Genomic DNA, 18,987 nt, shown 5'->3' with positions numbered 1-18,987 from the left:
GGGGCGGGCCGCCGGTGGTCAGCCGTCGGACGCCGGACGGGCCGGGAAGCCGCCGGTGGCGACCGGCTCCCACCGCTCCGGGGTGATCCGGATGATCGACTTCCCCTGCTTCACCATCGCCGCCCGGTACTCGTCCCAGTCCGTCGAGTTCCACAGTCGTGTTCGTCGCGATATGGGGTGTCATGTCCGCGGACTACGACGGCAGGGACTCACCCCGCACGGCGACTACGACGGCAGGGACTCACCCTGCACGGCCTGGACGTCGAGCTCCACCCGCAGCGTCGTACCGATCGCCGAGATGCCCGCCTGCACCACCTGGTTGTAGTTCATGGCGAAGTCCTCGCGGCGCAGCTCCGCCGTCGCGTTGAACGCCGCGCGCACCCCGCCCCACGGGTCCGGGCCCGTCCCGAGGTAGCTCAGGTTCAGGTCGACCGGGCGCACGACACCGTGCATCGTCAGCTCGCCGTGGACCAGCCAGCGGTCGGGTCCCGCCGGGGTCAGCCCGTTCGAGCGGTACGTGATCTCCGGGAACCGGTCCGAGTCCAGGAAGTCGGGCGAACGCAGGTGCTTGTCGCGCATGCCGTTGCCGGTCTCGATGCTCGCCGCGCTGATGACGGCGTCGACCCGGGACCGCTGGACGTCCTCCGCGATCTCGATCCGGCCGCTGAACTCGGTGAACCGGCCGTGCACGCTGGAGATCCCCAGGTGCTGTGCGACCGCGGCCACCGAGGAGTGCGCCGGGTCCAGCGACCAGGCACCCGGCGGCGGCAGTTCCACACCGCCCTGGCGGGTCAGCACCACCGTGCCGGCCTCGACCCGTCCGCTCGCCGTGACGAGGGCGGTGGAGGCGGCGGGGGCGTACCCGACCGCCGTGACGATCACCGTGTACGCGCCGGCCGTCAGGGGGCCGTCGGTCCGCACCGTCCCGTCCTCGTCGGCGGTGGCCCGCAGCACCTGCGTGCCGGTCATGTCGGTGACCGTCACGATCGCGTGCTGGACCGCCCAGCCGTCCCGCGTCCGTACCTGTGCGCGAAGTCCCATCCCGTTCTCTCTCCTTGCTCCATGACTCAATGAGCCGGGCCCCGGGGCGGGGACGGCAGGCCGTCCCCTGCTTGCCGTCCCCGCCCCGGGGCCCATTTCCACCGGCCGGTACAGCGTCTCCGCTCGAAACGCCGACCCGCCAGGGGTCTGTGATTACTCGCCGGGGTGGGCGAGCTCGATGTCGTGACCGTCGGCCCCGCGGCCGGCCACGGTCAGCGCGCTCGCCACCGGCGGGTAGCCGGTCGCGATGACCGAGTACTCGCCCGCGTCCAGGTCGGTGAAGGCGTACGCCCCGTCCTCCCCGGTCGTCGAGGTGGCGACCACATTGCCCGCCGCGTCGACCAGTGTGACCCGGGCGTCCGGCAGCGGTCGCCGGGCGGTACCGGCCCGCACGGTGCCCTGGACCAGCGCACCGGCCTGGAGCGCGGCCTCGACCCGGGTGACGCCCTGGCCGCCGATCTCCACCGGCAGGGCCAGCGGACGGAACCCGGCGGCGTTCACCGCGACGGTCACCGCGCCGGGCACCAGCTCACCGAAGGTGAACTCGCCGGTCTCGCCGGACCTGCCGGTGGCCAGCACATCGCCGCGTACATCGGTCACGACGACCATGGCGCCCTCCACCGGTGCGGCGGACTCCGCGGCCCGCACGACGCCGGCCAGTCCGCTCGTGCCGGAGAGCAGGATGTCGTACGCGAGCGGCTCGTCACCGACGACCACCGTGGACGCCTGCGGCTGGAAGCCGTCGGCGGAGGCGATCAGGACGTAGGAGCCGGAGCCCGGCGCGTCCAGACCGTAACTGCCGTCGGCCTGGGCGACGGAGCGCCCCAGCTGCCGGCCGGCCAGCGAGATCAGCGTGACGGCGGCGCGGGCGACGGGCGCACCCTCGGCGCCGCGCACCACACCGTGCACGGACGTGCCGTGCAGGGTGGCGACCGGGGCCTGAAGGGTGTCGACCGAGGCGGCGGCGGGCGTCGCCTCGAAGACCGGAGCGTCGGCGATGGCGGCCGGGGCCTCGACCGCCTCGACGGCGGGGGTCTCGGCCGTGGCGGCCGGGGTCTCGCTCGAAGCGCTGGTCTTCAGGGCGACCTCCTTGATGAAGATCGTGATCAGGAAGGCGATCAGCGCGGCCGGAGCGGCGTACAGGAAGACGTCGCCGACACCGTGCCCGTAGGCGCTCTCCACGACCGTGCGGAACGGCTCGGGCAGCTTGTCCAGGTCGGGGATGCCCCCGCCGCCGGTGCCGCCGTGACCCATGGCCGCGCCCTTGGGGCCGAGCTCCGCGAGGCCGTCCTTGACGTAGTGGGTGACGCGGTTCGCCATGACGGCGCCCAGCGCCGAGACGCCGATCGCACCACCGAGGGAACGGAAGAAGGTGACGACGGAGCTGGCCGAGCCGAGGTCGGACGGAGCGACCTGGTTCTGCGTGGCGAGCACCAGGTTCTGCATCATCATGCCGATGCCGAGACCCATGACGGCCATGTAGACCGCGATGTGCCAGTACTCCGTGTCGTACCGGAGGGTGCCCAGCAGGCCGAGCCCGGCGGTGACCAGGAAACCACCGCTGACCAGCCAGGCCTTCCAGCGGCCGGTCTTGGTGATGATCTGGCCGGAGACGGTCGAGGAGATGAACAGACCCGCGATCATCGGGATCGTCATGACGCCCGACATCGTCGGCGACTTGCCGCGCGCCAGCTGGAAGTACTGGCTGAAGAAGACGGTGCCCGCGAACATCGCGATACCGACGAACAGCGAGGCCAGCGAGGCCAGCGTGATGGTGCGGTTGCGGAAGAGGCGCAGCGGGATGATCGGCTCGCTGGCCTTGGCCTCGACGGCGACGAAGATCGCGCCGAGCACGACGGAACCGGTGACCATCGCGGCGGTCTGCCAGGACAGCCAGTCGTACTTGTCACCCGCGAAGGTCACCCAGACGAGCAGCAGCGACACGGCGGCGCTGATGAAGAACGCGCCCCACCAGTCGACCTTGACCTCACGCTTCACGACCGGGAGCTTCAGCGTCTTCTGGAGCACGATCAGCGCGATGACGGCGAACGGCACACCGACGTAGAAGCACCAGCGCCAGCCCATCCAGCTGGTGTCGGTGATGACACCGCCGAGCAGCGGACCACCGACGGTGGCGACGGCGAACACCGCACCGATGTATCCGCTGTAGCGACCGCGCTCACGCGGGGCGATCATCGCCGCCATCACGATCTGCGCGAGGGCGGAGAGACCGCCGACGCCGATGCCCTGGATGACACGGCAGGCGATCAGCATGCCGCTGCTGGTCGACATACCGGCGACGACCGAGCCGGCGACGTAGATGATGAGGGCTATCTGGACCAGCAGCTTCTTGCTGAACAGGTCGGCGAGCTTGCCCCACAGGGGGGTGGTGGCGGTCATCGCCAGCAGCGAGGCCGTGACGACCCAGGTGTACGCGCTCTGGCCGCCGCCGAGGTCGGAGATGATCTCGGGCAGTGCGTTCGAGACGACCGTCGACGACAGGATCGCGACGAACATGCCGAGCATCAGCCCGGCCAGTGCCTCCATGATCTGCCGGTGTGTCATCGGCGCGCCGGACGAGGAATCGGATGATCCCCCGTGCTTGGCGTGGCCGCCCCGCACACCGGTCGGTGTGGTCGTAGCCATTTAAGTCCTTGTCTTTGCTTTTGTTACACGGGTGTACGGGTGTGCGCGTCGTTGTCGCTGCCGGAATGCCGGGGGCGGCAGTCGCCGCTGTGCTTTCCGGGGCCGCACCCGCTGGGCCCGCGGCAGACGAAGCTGTCGCGCAGCCGGGCCAGCAGCGTGTTCAGCTGTCCGACCTCGTCGTCCGACCAGTCGGAGAGGTTGTGGGCGAACATCTCGGTGGTCCGCCGGTTCAGGTCGCTGAGTACGTCACGTCCGTCGGGGGTCAGCCGCAGGATGCGGGACCGCTTGTCCGCCGGATCCGGGGACCGTTCGATCCAGCCGCGCTCTGCCACATGGGCGACATGGCGGCTGGTCACCGACATGTCGACGTCCAGCAGCTCGGCCAGTCGGCTGATCCGCATCTCGCCGTGCTGCCTGAGAAGAGCCAGTACGGCGGCGGAGCCGCCCGGACATTCGGCGGGCAGGATCCGGGCGAGCCCCCGTTTGACGGCCCCGACGGCGCTGAGCTGCCGGGCCAGTTCTTCGTACTGACTCCGTGCGGCCACGGGACCCCCAGACATCTCAGCCGTTCATCTTGTTGCTTAGGGCAACCATAGAAGCCGTTGGTTGCTGCAGGCAAACGAAAAGGGGCTTGCAGAAGTAAAGGAAAACAAAAGGCTGCGTACGGCTCGGGTCAAAGGCTCAGCGTGTGCGGTGCGGCTGGGACGAGGTGTGTGTCGCGCCACAGTCGAGGCCGGTGGGGCCTCGCTCCGGGTGGCTGTGGCGGCGTGAGGAAACGAGCACGCCGCGTGCGCAGGGCGGGGCCCCGGCGCGTGCGCGAGGCGCGCTCCCTGCGCGCGTACGGGAGCTGCCGGCAACGCCAAGTGCCGCCCGAACCCGGCGGGTTGCAGCACTTCCCTTCCCGCCGGACCTCGCAACTGCCCTGCGTGCGCACCCGAGTTCTCCCTTGAACGCCCCTGTATCCGGGGTGTACGGGCTCCCGCTCCATCGCCGCGCCCCGGCCACTTCCCCGCCACCCCCCGGTCCTGGCCTGGGCCCTTCGCCGACCCGGGGGTTGGGCCGCAACGCCGAGTTCGCTAGGGTCCTGGCCCATGGCACACAACCCCCACGCCCCGCAGGGCCCCGAGGGCAACCACGACCCGGCCGGCAGCACCCAGATGTTCCGCGCCTTCGTCGACGAGGGCGAGCCGCAGCGCCGGCAGCAGCCGGCCGCCTCGTCCGGACCGAAGGTCGGGGTGATCGCCGCCGTCGTCGCGGTGGTCGTCGTCCTCGCGGCGGTCGCCTGGCTCGCGCTCGGCTGACCGGCGCCGCCGGTCACCGCACACAGCTCCCGTCCACCCGTCACTTCAATACGGCGGTGACGTCCCGGGTCTCGACATGCATGCCCAGGGGCACCCGCCAGGCGTCCACGCAGACGGTGTACGTCTCCGTCCGTGCCGCTCCCGCGTCGATCGGCGCGGGCAGCGGCCCGGTCGACTCGATCGTCGCCCAGTCGACTCCCAGCGCACCGATCACATGCGTGGCGAAGGTGACGGTTCCCGCGCGCGCCGGTGATCCTCCGGTGTTCCGGAACTCCACGGTCACCTTCTCGCACCAGCGCTCGTCCGCCGCCGCCCGTACAGGCTTGCCCACCGCCAGCTCGGCGGGCCCGGCGGGTGTGCCCGATCCGGGTGCCGAGGGGGTCGCGGGCCCGGTGGGGTCCTCTCCGGGGCCGGACGTGCCGGGCCGGGTGGGCGAGCCGGACGGTCCGGGAGTCGCGCCGGGCGTGGCTCCGCGGCGAAGGGGGCGGCCTCCACCGCCATCGCCGTCATCACTGCCGGGATCACGGCTCTCACCGGGGTGGCGGCCCTTGCCGGAATCACGGCCACCGCCGGAGCCGCGGTCGTCGCCGGGGCGGCCCTTTCCGTCCGGGTCCAGCGGGACCAGCGTCACCTTCCCCGACGGCGCCACCGCCCCCGTCGGAGCTCTCCCGGGATCCGTCCCCGCCGCGCCGAGCGCCACATAGCCCTCGTCCGCCGCATCGCCGCCGCAGGCGGCCAGTGCGCCGCCCAGACACAGCACGACCGCCGAGGCGGCGATCACGGTGCCCCGGCGGCCGTTCGAGCCGAGCTTCTGACGTCGCATCGCGCCAGTGTGGCTGACGGTCCGTCAAAGCGGAACCCTCTTGCTCCGGTACGGGAGTTCACGGTGTCAGTCGGCGATGAGCCCTTCCCTGAGCTGGGCGAGCGTACGGGTCAGCAGGCGCGAGACATGCATCTGCGAGATGCCGACCTCCTCGCCGATCTGCGACTGGGTCATGTTGGCGAAGAACCGCAGCATGATGATCTGGCGCTCGCGCGGCGGGAGCTTGGCCAGCAGCGGCTTGAGCGATTCGCGGTACTCGACGCCCTCCAGCGCGGAGTCCTCGTAACCGAGCCGGTCGGCGAGGGAGCCCTCGCCGCCGTCGTCCTCGGGCGAGGGGGAGTCCAGCGAGGAGGCGGTGTAGGCATTGCCGACGGCCAGCCCGTCGACCACGTCCTCCTCGGAGACCCCGAGCGCCTTGGCCAGCTCGGGCACGGTCGGCGAGCGGTCGAGCTTCTGCGCGAGCTCGTCGCTGGTCTTGGTCAGCGCGAGCCGCAGCTCCTGGAGCCGGCGCGGGACGCGCACCGACCACGAGGTGTCACGGAAGAACCGCTTGATCTCCCCGACGACGGTCGGCATCGCGAACGTCGGGAACTCCACGCCCCGTTCGCAGTCGAACCGGTCGATCGCCTTGATCAGGCCGATCGTGCCGACCTGGACGATGTCCTCCATCGGCTCGTTGCGGCTGCGGAACCGCGCCGCGGCGTACCGCACCAGTGGGAGATTGAGCTCGATGAGTGTGTCCCGTACGTAGGCACGCTCCGGGCTGTCCGTTCCATCGGGGCCGGGTGCCGGCCCCAGCGCGGCGAGCCGCAGGAACAGGGAGCGGGACAGAGTGCGGGTGTCGATGGCTTCCGACGAGCCGGTGAGCACAACGGGTGCGGGTTCGCTCTTGGTGAGCGTGAGCACCTTCGAGCTGCCCTGTTCTGCGGACATGCCACCCCCTTGAGGTCGCGGACGGTCGCGTTGAGCCGCGACCATCGGAGGAACGCAGCCTCCACCTGAATACCGGAGGCGAGGCCACGGCAAACGCGGTTCCCGCAGAATGTCACATGTCGGCAACACGCTGTAGTGACATGTCGACAAGTCTTTGTGGCGTCTGCGCAGTTAACAGGGGGTGCGAGGCATTTGGGTCGCGCGAACCGGACTTCGAGCGCTCTACCCGATCCGGTTAGGCCTCGATCCTGTTTGCGGATCGGAGTCGGGCAAAGCTTCGGGCCAACAGCCTTGACACATGCATCTGGGAGACCCCCAGTTCCGCACTGATCTGGGACTGCGTCAGGTTGCTGTAGTAGCGCAGCAGAAGGATGCGCTGCTCGCGCTCGGGCAGCTGTACGAGCAGATGCCGGACGAGGTCGCGGTGCTCGACCCCGGTGAGCGCCGGGTCCTCGTAGCCGAGCCGGTCCAGCAGCCCGGGCAGCCCGTCGCCCTCCTGGGCGGCCTCCAGCGAGGTCGCGTGGTAGGAGCGGCCGGCCTCGATGCAGGCGAGCACCTCGTCCTCGGAGATCCTCAGCCGCTGGGCGATCTCCGCGGTGGTCGGCGAACGGCCGTGAGCGGTCGTCAGGTCCTCGGTGGCACCGGTGACCTGGACCCACAGCTCGTGCAGCCGCCGGGGTACGTGGACGGTCCGTACGTTGTCCCGGAAGTACCGCTTGATCTCGCCGACGACGGTGGGCATCGCGAACGTCGGGAACTGGACGCCGCGTTCGGGGTCGAACCGGTCGATGGCGTTGATCAGGCCGATCGTGCCCACCTGGACGACGTCCTCCATCGGCTCGTTCCGGCTGCGGAACCGCGCCGCGGCGTACCGCACCAGCGGCAGGTTCGCCTCGATGAGGGCCGCCCGCACCCGGCCGTGCTCGGGGGTCCCCGGCTCCAGGTTCTTGAGCTGTCCGAAAAGCACCTGGGTGAGCGCCCTGGTGTCCGCGCCCCGGGTCCTGGCGGGCGTCGTCGTGCTGTCGGTCTCCTCGGTCTGGACGGACTGGGGAGGCACTTGAGGCGCTGTACTGGCCGGCACGATGAGGCCACCCCTTTGCAGTCAACTTCGGTCAACTCATCCGTCAAAAGCGGTCATAGCATCACAAGACATGTCCACTGTGTGCAAGCACCGTATAGCGCCGTGTTGGGGTCAACTTGGTTTGAACGCCAAAAAAGCCCCTCGCCGTGATGGCAAGGGGCTCGGGGGCCGTCCGGATCAGAACGGGTAGTCGGCGATCACCCAGCTGGCGAATTCGCGCCACTGCCCGGCAGCGGCCTGATGGGCGGGGTGCTCGATGTACCGCTTCAGGGCGTCCTGGTCGGCGACGGCGGAGTTGATGGCGAAGTCGTACGCGATCGGCCGGTCGGTGATGTTCCAGGCGCACTCCCAGAACTCCAGCTCGGGGATCTGCCCCTCCAGCTTCCGGAAGGCCTCCGCCCCGGCGACGACCCGCGGGTCGTCCCGCTCGACGCCGTCGTTCAGCTTGAACAGGACCAGATGGCGGATCACGGTGTACTCCTACTTCACGAGCTCGGACATGAAATCTCCGACGCCCTGTGCGGCACTCGAAACGCCCTCGAACCCTACCTGGACGAGATCCGCCGCCCGGGCCGGGGAGGTGATGATCGTGTACAGCACGAAGACGACTATCACGTAGAGAGCTATCTTCTTCGCTTGCACCACAGCCCCTGCCTCCCCGTTGATCCCCTGTTTCGGTCCTTTGCGCAGTCCGGCGAGTCTATCCACACGGATGGCCGCACCCCCGGGAGGTTTCCGACCGCTCACACGGCTTTTAGGGACCAAGGACCCGGCGATCGAGGCCCTTCGCCCGCCCGTACGGCCCCCGGGCAGGAGCAGGATGGACGGTGAGCCCAGCGGATACGGCAGGAATCCGAGGGGCATGGAACGGGACCTCACTGTGGGGCCCTCGTCGCGGACCACCCCCTGATCGCGACGAGGGCTTGAGGCCTCCGTTCTCACCGGGGGAAGCGGCTTGTCCCCCCGATGCCGCTTCCCCCGACCTGAGCACGGGTGAGCGGCGGCCCCGCACGACGGACGTCGTGCGGGGCCACGGTCGTACGCGAGGCACTGACCCCGTATGCGCGGAGATCACGGTGACCGGGTCGACGCCGGCCAGGGACCACAGGGACCGGCCCCGCACGCGCGGGGACCACGTGCCGTCGTCGCCCGCACCCGCATTCCGCGCAGCACACGCTATCGGCCGCCGTATTTTCTCCGCTTCGAAGCCTTGCTCCAACCCTGGCGAGGGACATCGGGCAGCTTCTGTGCGGCGCGTGGCGCCCCTGGGTTCGGGCGACGGATCAGGGTGAGGCCCTCGTGGTCCGTCGGGTGCCATGCGTGATCGTGGGTCTCGAAGGTGTAGCCCTGTTCGTTGTTCGTCTGGTACGCGAGCAATGCCCGGCCTTGCCCCGCGTACTGGCGGACCTCGTTCCACAGGACTTCGCGGATGCGTGCCGATGGTGCGCCCAGGAAGACTCCGGGCGAGATCTCCAGCAGCCAGCGCGTGAGGAACCCTCGCAGGCCGACAGGGCAGTTGGTGAGAACGATGACGGTCACCAGATGATCTCGTCCCCGTAGTTGCGACCACTCTCGACATGGCGGTCACCGTCGGACTGGAGGGTGACGCGGTCCTGCGCGTCGTTCGCCTCTGCGGTGTCGCGGGTGCCGTCGTAGCCGAGCAGTTCCTTGATGTCCCGGACGCAGCGGTCGAGCAGACCGGTCCGATTGATGTGGTCCCGGAGCATCCGACGCGTCCGCGTCGCCACGTCCTCCTCGCCCTCTGCCGCCGCGTCGAACGCGACGGGGATCGCGATCTCCGTCCGGTAGAAGTCCGCCACGTCCATGACGAACGAGCGCTCGTGCCCGGAGTGCACGAATCCCAGGCCCGGAGAGCAGCCGAGGGCCGCGATCACGGAGTGGGAGACCCCGTACATGCACTGGGCGGCGGCCGTGATGGCCTGGTTGGGCGCGTCTCCGGCCGAGAAGTCGTCGCGGTGGTACTCGCGTCGGCGCCAGGGCACGCCCGTACGTAACGACTCCCGCTTGTAGCAGTCCTTCAGGCGTCGGCCTTCCATTCCGAGAAGCTCATGCCGGGTGCGGCCCGCGGTGTCCTCGCCCGGGAAGCGCAGGCGGTACATGGCACGCGCCACGTCCAGCCGGGTGCGCCGGTTCGCCCAGGCGGTGGCCTGTGCCTCGACCAGGCCCGAGGAACGCGTCAGGGCCCGTCCGCCCGCGTAGTACCGCACGCCGTGTTCGCCCACCCAGGCCACGCCGGCACCGGATTCGCCGAGGAGCGCCATCGCCTGGTGGGTGACACGGGTACCCGGCCCGAGCAGCAGCGTTCCGATGGTGGCGGACGGGATGTGGGTGATGCCGTCCACGTCCTCCGCGGTGATCGCGTTGGAGTCCCGGTGCACGGTGCAGCGCTCCAGGTAGACGAAGGAGAGACGGTCACCGACCCGGGTGAGCTCGCGTGGTGAGGATGCTCCTCTGCGGCCGACCGTACTCATGTCTTCCCCCGTACCGGGGCCAAGGTCATCAGGCCGCAGCCGTACGCCTTCGCCTTGCCCAGGCCATGGGTGAGCGTGCGACGGAAGAGGTCCGGCTCCGTGACGCGCAGGCGGCCGTCGAAGGTGACCTTGGTGATCTGCACGTCGTTCTTGCGCGCCTCCGCAGAGGAACGGCGGAACTGCAACGGGATCTGGCCGCGGACGATCAGCTCGTACTCGTCGCCCTCGGGCAGCAGCCGACGCTCCACCGGCTTCTGGACGATCTCGAAACCGGCGCCCTCCTGCCGCTTCAGCAGCCAGTCCATCTGGTGACGGGGGGTCTTGTGCGCGGCGCGCTTCGTCCGCTCGCCCGCCTTGACGTATTCATGGCGGATGTTGTGCACGGGGTTGGCAGTGAGCCGGAATCCCCAGGTGTCGCCCGGCTGAAGCCCGGCGAGAAAGTCCTCGTACGCGAATGTCGTCCAGCCCGGCTCGTCCGAGGCAGGCCAGCCCGCCTGCTCGACCAGGTGGGTCAGATCGGGGCGGTTGGGGCTGACGATGTACAGCAGCGTCTCGGAAGTGCCATTGCTGTCCACCCGCCACAGGACGCGGGGACCGGATCCGTCCCGGGACGGCGGCATGGGGAAGGAGGCGTTCACCGCCCCGTGCATGCGGTGGGGCGAGCTGAGCAGCCGCCGGGCGTCGGACCGTGCGGTGTTCACGCGGAAACGGGTGAGGTACATCAGTCGGTCCTCGGTGTGACGGGCGTGAGCAGGGCGGTGGGTTCGTGAGGCGGGGGAGGCGGCGATCCGGGGCCGTCGGGTACGGAAACCTGGAGCGTCCGGATGCCGCGCAGCCCGTACCTCCGGTGGCGCGGGTCGAAGCTCACCGGGAGATCGCGCAGCGTGACGTCCGGCCGCACCTCGGGCGGACTGTCCAGCAGCAGGTCCAGAGGAACCGCGTCGGGCGCCGTTCCGCCCCTGCGCCGGAGGGACGCCGTGTGGCGCTGCCGGTACCGTTCGGACGCTTCCCACGTGGCCTCGCGCAGGGCCTGTTCAAGGCCCATGTCCAGCGGTTCCCCGATCGTGATCGGTTCCGAGGGAGGGCAGGAGCGGCGCCCCAGGTACGGCAGGAAGACGGGCTCCAGCAGCGCCTCGTACAGCCGTTGTACGAGCGCCGCTTCGCCGCTCACGCCCGCCACGAACACGGCGTCCGCCAGGTAGAAGCGCTCCGACAGCGGCATCGCCTTGAGCGTGTCGCTGTGATGCGCCGTCTGGAAATCCCGCAGCCGGGTGCCCGGCTGATCGATGCGGACACCGAACTCCAGCGCTGCCAGATCGGAGAGGTCGGCATCCCGCCTGCGCCCCTGGGCTGCGGCGAGGAGCCCGAGGACTCCGCTCTTCGTCGGCGCGTTCTCGGTGGTGCGGCGCACGAAGCGGGCCGCGGACCCCCAGGACTGCAGGGGGCCCGCGAGCCGCATCAGCAGCACGCTCATGTCCCGGACTCCGCGGCAGCCCCGACCCGGCCGACTGCGGCTGTCTCCGGCTGGAGCCGATCGACCACGGTGTCCCCCACGGCGGCCAGCAGCGCGGGCAGGTTCACCCCGGTGCCCAGCCCGTCGAGAGCGCTCGTCTCGTCGCCCACCCGCAGCACCCACCCCTGCCCGTTCCCGGCGAGGCCGTACCGGTCCTCCAGATCCGGTACGAACGTGGCGAGCTGCTCGCAAGCATCCTGGAGGAAGCCGCCGTTCTTCCCCATCGGGACCGGTCGCTCGAAGGCTCCGACGTAGCTGATCGGCCGCCTGGAACGGACCTTGACGATCACAGCGGCCGGCAGCGTCTGATTGCCGAAGGTGTTGATCTTCCCGGTCGGGAGCGAGGTGATGAAACCTTCGAGGAACGCGGTGACCGCTCGCCGCGTGGCTTCCACCGGCCGGTCGTCGTCGTTCCCGCCGGAACCCAGATTCTCCTGGAGACGGTTCACGTCGACCGCCGCATACCGGTACAGGGTCGCGGAGCTGAATTCGACGGTGCCGATCATTCCGGCACCCGGCTCGGCGTCCGTGTTCCTGTCGTCGACCGCCGTGTAGTAGTCCGACTCGACTTCCACCGGGTGCACACTCAGCGCGTGGGCGACCTGCACCGCCGCGTCCACGCTCAGGTCGGCGGAATCCGCGACCATGCGCCCGAACAGCGCGATGTCCACCGAGTGTTCGGTGTCGGCCGCCTGCTTGGCCCGGTCCTTGTTCGCCTTGACCTTGAGGAAGTCCTTGAGCGCCTTGACGTCACCGCCCTTGCCCCCCTCGACCGCGAGAGCGGCGAGGGCGTTGAACTGCCGGTCGCTCAGGAACATGAGGTACCCGGATTCCCCAGCGGGATCCTCGGCATCGTCCTTGCTCTTGCGCTTGGGCACGGCGATCTTCGAACCGGTCGCCGTGGAGATCGTCTCGGCGGCCAGCTCCAGCGCGGCGGCGCGCGTCAGCGTCGGGTCGAGCGCCTGGACGCGTCCCGCGAGTTCCTCCGCGACCTTCTTGGTACGGATGCCCAGTTCGGACTTGTCGAGCAGCTCGGTGAACGCCTCGCGGGTGGCCCGCTTCCATGCCTGGCTGGAAACCCGGGAACGCTGTACACCGCCGTACGTCGCCGACTTCGGCGCCCCCGTGTCGTCGCGGTTCAGATTGCTCGGCGGGACGGTCTGGAGGATGTGGATGTCAAGAATCAACCTGGTCACGCGTGTTCGAGTCCTCTGTGTAGTCATGCGGTTGATGCAGCAGCAGGCGGTTTCGCCGGGGTGCGGTGAGGGTGGCGAAGGCAGGGGACGTCACTCCCCAGCCGCGTACCCGCCGTACGTTCCGTCCTCGTCCGCGCCCAGCTCCGGGTCGATCGCGTCGTCTCCCTCGGCACCAGGGGCCTTACCGCTCCTGCCGCGAGAAGCAATGGCGGCCAGGTGGAACTCGCGCCCCCACTCGCGCTGCACACCGGCACGCTCGGGCCGGTGCTGCCACCGGTAGAGCTGACCGGCCAGACGCGCGTAGTCGAGGGGGAGGGGCTCCGGTGCGGTGCGCAGAAGCAGCACGATCTCCCTGAGCCGTACGGCGACCGAGTCGAGCGACTCGGCCGTACCGACGCGGACCAGGCGCTTGCGCAGCGGGGATTCCTCATCGTCCGTGCCCGGCGAGTCCTTCTGCCGGATCAGCGAGCGGACCGCGCCGCCGAGGCTGCGACCCTTGGCATACATGCCCTGGTCGCGGCGGGACTGCTGATGCAGTGCCCACAGCGTCGAGGCGAGAAAGACCGCCTCCTCGGCGTCCTCGAGGCGGTCGGAGCCGTGTCCTTCCTCCAGCAGCGCGGCAAGATCCTCCAGAGCGCCGACTCCCCACAGGTCCTTGACCTGGTGCGCCCTCTTTCCCGCACCGCGCCGCAGCCGGGCAAGTTCTGCCACGGCCGGCGAATGATCTTTGAGGTACCGGGGTTGGAGCCGCCCGATGTACGTACGCGTCGCTTGTTCGACCAGGTTCTGGACCGGTGGTTCCTTCGTCTGACTGCTTGGTCGTTCGCCCGAAGTGGTGGTCATAAGACTCCCCCCGGAGGGTTGTCGTCGGGATGCGGGCCGACGGACGGCCCCGGCTGTTGGTCCGGCAGTGGCGCTTCGGGCCTTTTCGGCAGCACCTTGTTCATCCGGGTCCGGAACCACAGGTCCGCCCGTGAGCTGTCGATCCAGCGCTTCCCGACCCCGGGCAGCTCCACCACCCGGCCCTCGGCTGCCGCCCGGCCCGCGCTGTCGAGAAGCTCGCGGCCGAGGCCGAGAACGATGCGGCGGGCGTCGGCCTGCCACGCCGCGCGTGCGGCATCCGGGTCCGCAGCCTTCCCGAGGTCCATCAGCCAACGCCGGTAGGGCCCGTCGAGCGCCCCGAACCCCAGATCGCGCGCGGTGTCCGTGGCCGGGCCGGGCGGCGCCCCTGTCGCACGGGCGAGATTCCCGGCCAGGTGCCCCAGCGCCGACACGGCCCGCTCGGCGTCCGTGACCGCGCCCACCGCCGCCGCGCCGTGCAGCGGGCGGTGCTCGTGGAGCAGGACGACCGGCAGGGTGACCCCGTCGTCGACCACCTCGTCCACCACGGACTGCTGCGTCCCGTACACCGCGCCGACTAGGCGGGTCCGGATCAGCGACTTCTCCGGCAGCACGCCCTCGTTGGACAGCATGGACAGCCACCGCACCACCCCGGACGGCTTGCTCTCGTCCGTACCCCGGCTCGACGCCCCGGTGTCCGATCCCTGCGCGTACAGCAGACTTGCCAGCCCCCGCCAGGCGGCCCGGCTCGGATCGTGCTGACGCGGAAGGTAGACCAGCGGACGGCCCAGCTTCTTCTCCTGCGCCCGGCTGCGCCGCCACCCGGTCATGGGTTCGGCCTTCCACCGGTTGGCGGGCGCGAGCGGATCGCCGTAACCGAGGACGACCCCCGTGACGTCACTGCCCTCGGTGTGCAGAAGCAGCCGCCGCGACTGCCAGGTGTAGAGGTCACGCGGACCGGCGGGTCGGGGTACGGACGGGTCGCCGTCCAGTGTTCCGGGGCCGGGCGGTGTCTCGCGGCGCCAGACCGGAAGGTCGGCCTTCCCGTCCGCCGTCGAGTCCAGGATGTCTTCCTGCGTCGGTACGAGGTTCAGCAGCAGCGTCTCGCGCAGCGTGCGCCCCTCGGCGTGGACGCCGCCGAGCCCGCCCACCCAGCCGACACCCTGGGGATAGACCTTTCCGCCCTTGGCCCGTTCGTCGCCCTCCATTCCGGACTTGATGCCGGAGGAGTCGTAGGCGTGGGTGTGGACCAGCCACCGGGCGGCCTCGGCAAGGCTCAGCCGGTCCACGCCCGGTCGGCGCATCGAGAAGAACGCCTCCCCGTTCGGCACGTCGGCGACGATCCGGTTCAGCGGGGCGATCTCGTGGTTCGTCGTGTGCAATCCGGCGACCTGGAAGAACGGACGCTCGGGGTGCAGCAGGTCGAAGCGCTCGCGGTGACGGTCGAGGTAGTCCGCGACGACGGCGAGGGACTTCTCGTCGTGCCACAGCTGCTCCCACTCCTCCAGCTCGGCCGGAGCGCCGGATCTCCCCTCTCCTGCCTCGTCGAGCGCGTCGTACAGGATCGCCAGCAGCAGCCGCAGCAGGGCGAACTCCTGGGTGGGCAGATCGCCCACCAGACGCCGCAACGTGTGGGCCTGTGCGAAGACGTCCGTCAGCGACAACTCGTCCGTGGAGCCGTCGTCGCGCTGTACGGGCAGCCAGGGCCGGGAGACCAGGTCGAAGGAAGGCGCCATCGGTTCAAGCCCCTTTGGTCTGCTTGTTCCGCTTGTTCTGCGCGTGCCGACGGACCCCACCCGGAGTCCGTCATCGGCGCTGTAGTGGATTTCCAAGCCTGACAGGTGGGTCTGACAACGCTCGTCGAGCACGAGCAGCAACTCACCCGCCAGCCAGGGGCATTCCTTCACCTGCCAGGCGGGAACGACGAATCGCTCCAGTTCGGAGATGGTCCGGTCGATCACGCCGGGATGTGTCAGGGCGCGAGGCAGCGTCAGCGCGCTCGCGGCTACCGCCTCGGCGGCCCGGCGTACCGGAGGAGCATGTTCCGGGAGGTCCAGTCCGCCGCGTCCGCCGTCGAGCCAGCCCACGGTGGTCAGCCGGCCGTCGTCCCGGCGCTGGACGACGAGTACCTCCAGGGTCTCCTCGCTGTCACGCACCTGGGCCCGTCCGGCGCGGCTGTCGTCGGCGTCGCCGGCATTGCCGTCCAGCCAGCCGATGACCGCCCGCCCGGCCCGTCGTACCGGCGCGAGCCGGAACGCGTCCGCGCGCACCCGCTTTTCCGCGAGGTGCTTCAGGTAGTCCCGTCGGGCGTCGTCCAGCGCGGGAGCCCAATGCTCGGGCCCGGCCGGCCGGTCGTCGTAGGCGGCCTGCACCAGCGGACTGATGTGGTCCGGCAGCACCAGCGGGGCACCGTCGAGATGCGGGCCGAGCACCGCGAGCGACCGGAGCAGGGTGTGCGCCCCCTGGTACACGGCGAGCGAGCCGCGTACGGGTACGGGCGGGTCGGCGCCCCAGTCCTCCACCCCCGTCACCAGACAACGGGCCTCCGCCAGGAGCGGCGGACGCGTACGGGGATGCCGGTGCAACCGCCCCATGCGCTGGAGCATCAGGTCCACGGGTGCCAGGTCGGTGACCAGGAGGTCGAAGTCGATGTCGAGCGACTGCTCGACGACCTGGCTGGCCACGACGATGTGCGGCCCGGCGGGCCGGTCACCCCCGGGCCCGAACCGTTCGCGCAGGTCCGTGTCCTTGCGCGCCCGGTCGGCGGCAAGGAACCGGGAGTGGGCGACGGTCACGGCCTGCGGGCCGAAGCGCTCGCGCAGGTACGCGGCGGCCTCCAGCACACGGTCGACGGTGTTGCGTACGACCAGCGCGCACCCGCCGTCCCGCAGCGCTTGCGCCAACCGCTGTGCCAGCGAAGGGAGGTCGTCATCGAGCCGTTCCACCGCCACTTCGGTACGGCGCCCCGAGGCCGCCTCGGGCCGAGCGGTGCGGACGGTGCCTCCGGGAGCGACCGCGGTGATCAACGGGTAGGCGGTATCGGGGAGATGCAGCACGTCCGCCAGTTCCGCCGACTCCTCCCCGGCATACGCGGCGGCCAACTCCCGCCGCCGCACCGCAGGGAGAGTCGCGGAAAGCATCACCACCGGCACCCGGTAGGCGGCCAGCCACTCCAGTACACGGTCGAGATACGTATTCATATACGCGTCGTAGGCGTGGACTTCGTCGATCACGACGACCTTGCCCGCGACGGCCAGATGCCGCAGAGCCAGATGCCGGCTCTTGAGCCCCGCGAAGAGCACTTGATCGATGGTGCCCACCGCGAAGGAGGAGAGCAGTGCCTTCTTGCGCCCGCGCAGCCACTGATGGGCGTGCAGTTCGGCCGGGTGCGCGGGGTCGGCTGCCCCGGGACCGGACATGTCCTCGCAACCGTCCAGGTCGACGGCTGCGATCGTGCGGTTCCCCGCCTTCGTCATCCCGGCCCAGACCTCGTTGAGGGCGGCCTTGGCATGGGCGAGGACGACGGACTTCGGGCCGTCCGAGGGCAGATGCTTCAGCCAGCTCAGCAGCCGGGGGAACATGGCGTCGCCGGTGGCCCGGGTCGGCAGCGCGAACAGGCAGCCTCCCGCTCCGGTACCGGCCGCCAGGATCTCCGCCGCCGCGAACGCCGCCTCGGTCTTGCCCTCGCCCATCGGCGCCTCGATGATCAGCAGCCCGGCGGCGGGCATGCTCCGGGCCATCCGTACGGCTTCCTCCTGCACGGGCCGGATCGCGGCGCCGTCCGGCAGGTCGAAGCGGTCCCGGAACAACTCGGCCGCGCTCTGCTCCGGCACCTCCGGCCGCCACGGACCCGGCAGGTCCAGCCCGGCCCAGGCGGCATCGAGCCGCCGGTCCTCGCCGTCCTTCCCTCCCGACGAGGACCAGGACGAGGGATCGTACGGGAACAGTTCGGACGAGCTGGCGATCCAGTCGGAGACGATCACGAGCGCCGTCAGCACCACCTGGACGGTCTGTGGCAGCCGCACGGCCTGCCACTCTGCGAACCGCCCCACCACCCCTGCCCGCCGCGCGCACGCGTCCAGCAACTCGTACTGCACCGAGCGCCAGACGGCCTCGCTGTCCCCCTGCGTACGCAACAGCCGTGGATGGAGCCCGAGATCGTGAATCTGCTGGTGATCCGGAGGCGTCCCGTGATGCCCACCCGCCACAACGGCGAACTGCCCCGACGCCCGCCCGCCCCAGCCGAACCGCTCGGCCAGCCACTCCTGGATGAGCAACTGCCCGGCCAGCCCGTGCGGGGCCATACGACGGTCCTCACCGAACTGCTTCTGGTCCGGCATATCGAGCCCGGCCCTCCGCATCCGGTGGGCGAGCCCCTCCACCTGGCATGCGAACGCGGGTGTCGCCTTGCCGATGTCATGCACACAGGCGAGATAAACGGCCAGCCGACGGGCGTCCGCCGCGCCCCGGGGGAGCGGCTCGGCAACAAGCGCCTTCACGCTCTCCGGCACCCACGCATCCCACAGTCGCCCGGCGACAGCGGCACTGTCCGCCATGTGCCGCCACAAGGGGAGCCACTCCTCGGTCGCCCGGTCGTGCTTGCCCCAGGCTGTCCGCGCTGCGGGGGACAACTTGGCGTAGGCCGTGGGGACTTCGGGGTCGTCATGGTGCATAGCTGTATTTGACATGGGTGGGTGGCGCTCGTGTGTCGGATTCCGAAATGGATCCAGAGTGTGTGACTTTGATCGAGTTATGCCTCTGGTTGATCGATTCATTGGTTGAGGACCGAGGGCTGCGCGGGGGTGTGGGATGCCCGATTCCTTCTCTGTGTGCTGCTGGAGGATGACCGTGGACATGCTGCCCTCGGACTTGGGCTGGTTCTGGTTGATAGGGCTGGCCGAGTGTGCGTGGGGACTACTTCCTCGTCCGTGAAACCGCCTGGCTGTCGTAGGACCAGCCTGCATGCGCGGGGACCACCACGTCCTGCTGATCGAGCGAGGCTGGGACCCGGGACCAACCCCGCACGCGCGGGGACCACCGCATCGTCCAGTCCGGCGAGGAACAGACGGAGGGACCAACCCTGCACGCGCGGGGACCACGGTCACGTCGTCCACGTCAGCG

16 protein-coding genes, 1 pseudogene and 1 CRISPR repeat array (1 of these 18 cut by a window edge) are annotated in these 18,987 nt (G+C 70.1%); of the genes and pseudogenes, 1 reads left to right on the top strand and 16 read right to left on the bottom strand.

Going from position 1 to position 18,987, the window contains the following annotated elements:
- Positions 1-18 precede the first annotated feature (18 nt).
- From IE107_RS24560 to IE107_RS24545, 4 genes and pseudogenes are all read right to left on the bottom strand, one after another.
- Positions 19-141: pseudogene (locus tag IE107_RS24560) on the bottom strand (PPOX class F420-dependent oxidoreductase); the annotation flags it as partial.
- Positions 142-225: 84 nt separating this feature from the next.
- Positions 226-1,041, bottom strand: coding sequence for a YceI family protein (locus tag IE107_RS24555; RefSeq protein WP_189546335.1), 816 nt, complete (start codon positions 1,039-1,041; stop codon positions 226-228).
- A 153-nt stretch (positions 1,042-1,194) separates the two neighbouring features.
- Positions 1,195-3,606 (bottom strand): MFS transporter, encoded by a 2,412-nt coding sequence (locus tag IE107_RS24550; RefSeq protein WP_506004917.1) that lies wholly within the window; start codon positions 3,604-3,606, stop codon positions 1,195-1,197.
- Positions 3,607-3,710: 104 nt separating this feature from the next.
- Positions 3,711-4,232 carry a MarR family winged helix-turn-helix transcriptional regulator gene (locus tag IE107_RS24545; protein ID WP_189546331.1) on the bottom strand — a complete coding sequence of 174 codons (522 nt, stop codon included), beginning with the start codon at positions 4,230-4,232 and terminating at the stop codon, positions 3,711-3,713.
- 546 nt (positions 4,233-4,778) lie between these two features.
- Here IE107_RS24545 and IE107_RS24540 point away from each other — a divergent pair.
- On the top strand, positions 4,779-4,988 hold the full coding sequence (locus IE107_RS24540) for a hypothetical protein (RefSeq protein WP_189546329.1): 210 nt from the start codon (positions 4,779-4,781) through the stop codon (positions 4,986-4,988).
- A 40-nt stretch (positions 4,989-5,028) separates the two neighbouring features.
- Here the strand turns inward: IE107_RS24540 and IE107_RS24535 are convergent, their stop codons facing one another.
- The 12 genes from IE107_RS24535 to casA form a co-directional block, all read right to left on the bottom strand.
- The gene (locus IE107_RS24535; protein ID WP_189546327.1) at positions 5,029-5,811 is read right to left on the bottom strand and encodes a hypothetical protein; all 783 of its coding nucleotides are present in this window, start codon (positions 5,809-5,811) and stop codon (positions 5,029-5,031) included.
- A gap of 66 nt (positions 5,812-5,877) precedes the next feature.
- Complete coding sequence (locus IE107_RS24530) at positions 5,878-6,744, bottom strand: RNA polymerase sigma factor SigF (RefSeq protein WP_189546325.1); 867 nt, start codon at positions 6,742-6,744, stop codon at positions 5,878-5,880.
- A 235-nt stretch (positions 6,745-6,979) separates the two neighbouring features.
- Positions 6,980-7,825 (bottom strand): RNA polymerase sigma factor SigF, encoded by an 846-nt coding sequence (locus IE107_RS24525; protein WP_189546323.1) that lies wholly within the window; start codon positions 7,823-7,825, stop codon positions 6,980-6,982.
- Between the two features lie 177 nt (positions 7,826-8,002).
- Complete coding sequence (locus IE107_RS24520) at positions 8,003-8,296, bottom strand: Dabb family protein (protein WP_072488257.1); 294 nt, start codon at positions 8,294-8,296, stop codon at positions 8,003-8,005.
- A gap of 9 nt (positions 8,297-8,305) precedes the next feature.
- Positions 8,306-8,533, bottom strand: a complete 228-nt coding sequence (locus IE107_RS24515) for a hypothetical protein (protein WP_189546481.1) — start codon at positions 8,531-8,533, stop codon at positions 8,306-8,308.
- Between the two features lie 468 nt (positions 8,534-9,001).
- On the bottom strand, positions 9,002-9,364 hold the full coding sequence (cas2e, locus tag IE107_RS24510) for a type I-E CRISPR-associated endoribonuclease Cas2e (protein ID WP_189546322.1): 363 nt from the start codon (positions 9,362-9,364) through the stop codon (positions 9,002-9,004).
- Positions 9,361-10,317: a type I-E CRISPR-associated endonuclease Cas1e gene (gene cas1e, locus IE107_RS24505; RefSeq protein WP_189546319.1), complete on the bottom strand. Its 957-nt coding sequence runs from the start codon at positions 10,315-10,317 to the stop codon at positions 9,361-9,363. The genes cas2e and cas1e overlap by 4 nt, the downstream gene beginning before the upstream one ends.
- Positions 10,314-11,039: a type I-E CRISPR-associated protein Cas6/Cse3/CasE gene (gene cas6e, locus IE107_RS24500; protein WP_189546317.1), complete on the bottom strand. Its 726-nt coding sequence runs from the start codon at positions 11,037-11,039 to the stop codon at positions 10,314-10,316. Before cas6e ends, cas1e begins: the two co-directional genes overlap by 4 nt.
- Positions 11,039-11,791, bottom strand: coding sequence for a type I-E CRISPR-associated protein Cas5/CasD (cas5e, locus tag IE107_RS24495; RefSeq protein WP_189546315.1), 753 nt, complete (start codon positions 11,789-11,791; stop codon positions 11,039-11,041). Before cas5e ends, cas6e begins: the two co-directional genes overlap by 1 nt.
- Positions 11,788-13,026, bottom strand: a complete 1,239-nt coding sequence (cas7e, locus tag IE107_RS24490; RefSeq protein WP_189546314.1) for a type I-E CRISPR-associated protein Cas7/Cse4/CasC — start codon at positions 13,024-13,026, stop codon at positions 11,788-11,790. Before cas7e ends, cas5e begins: the two co-directional genes overlap by 4 nt.
- Positions 13,027-13,116: 90 nt before the next feature.
- Complete coding sequence (gene casB / locus IE107_RS24485) at positions 13,117-13,869, bottom strand: type I-E CRISPR-associated protein Cse2/CasB (protein WP_189546311.1); 753 nt, start codon at positions 13,867-13,869, stop codon at positions 13,117-13,119.
- Positions 13,866-18,539 (bottom strand): type I-E CRISPR-associated protein Cse1/CasA, encoded by a 4,674-nt coding sequence (casA, locus tag IE107_RS24480; RefSeq protein WP_229867212.1) that lies wholly within the window; start codon positions 18,537-18,539, stop codon positions 13,866-13,868. Before casA ends, casB begins: the two co-directional genes overlap by 4 nt.
- A 336-nt stretch (positions 18,540-18,875) precedes the next feature.
- Positions 18,876-18,987: direct repeats of the CRISPR family, unit length 29 nt (it continues 1,870 nt past the right edge of the window).

The sequence above is a fragment of the Streptomyces gelaticus genome, from assembly GCF_014649535.1.
GTDB classification, from domain to species: Bacteria; Actinomycetota; Actinomycetes; order Streptomycetales; family Streptomycetaceae; genus Streptomyces; species Streptomyces gelaticus.
This window is presented reverse-complemented; position numbering and strand designations above follow the sequence as displayed.

Excerpts from the sequence above, each read along its gene's own strand:
- IE107_RS24555 (WP_189546335.1), bottom strand. The coding sequence starts at position 1,041 with ATGGGACTTCGCGCACAGGTACGGACGCGGGACGGCTGGGCGGTCCAG.
- IE107_RS24550 (WP_506004917.1), bottom strand. The coding sequence starts at position 3,606 with ATGACACACCGGCAGATCATGGAGGCACTGGCCGGGCTGATGCTCGGC.
- IE107_RS24540 (WP_189546329.1), top strand. The coding sequence starts at position 4,779 with ATGGCACACAACCCCCACGCCCCGCAGGGCCCCGAGGGCAACCACGAC.
- IE107_RS24535 (WP_189546327.1), bottom strand. The coding sequence starts at position 5,811 with ATGCGACGTCAGAAGCTCGGCTCGAACGGCCGCCGGGGCACCGTGATC.
- IE107_RS24530 (WP_189546325.1), bottom strand. The coding sequence starts at position 6,744 with ATGTCCGCAGAACAGGGCAGCTCGAAGGTGCTCACGCTCACCAAGAGC.
- cas1e (WP_189546319.1), bottom strand. The coding sequence starts at position 10,317 with ATGAGTACGGTCGGCCGCAGAGGAGCATCCTCACCACGCGAGCTCACC.
- cas6e (WP_189546317.1), bottom strand. The coding sequence starts at position 11,039 with ATGTACCTCACCCGTTTCCGCGTGAACACCGCACGGTCCGACGCCCGG.
- cas5e (WP_189546315.1), bottom strand. The coding sequence starts at position 11,791 with ATGAGCGTGCTGCTGATGCGGCTCGCGGGCCCCCTGCAGTCCTGGGGG.
- casB (WP_189546311.1), bottom strand. The coding sequence starts at position 13,869 with ATGACCACCACTTCGGGCGAACGACCAAGCAGTCAGACGAAGGAACCA.
- casA (WP_229867212.1), bottom strand. The coding sequence starts at position 18,539 with ATGCACCATGACGACCCCGAAGTCCCCACGGCCTACGCCAAGTTGTCC.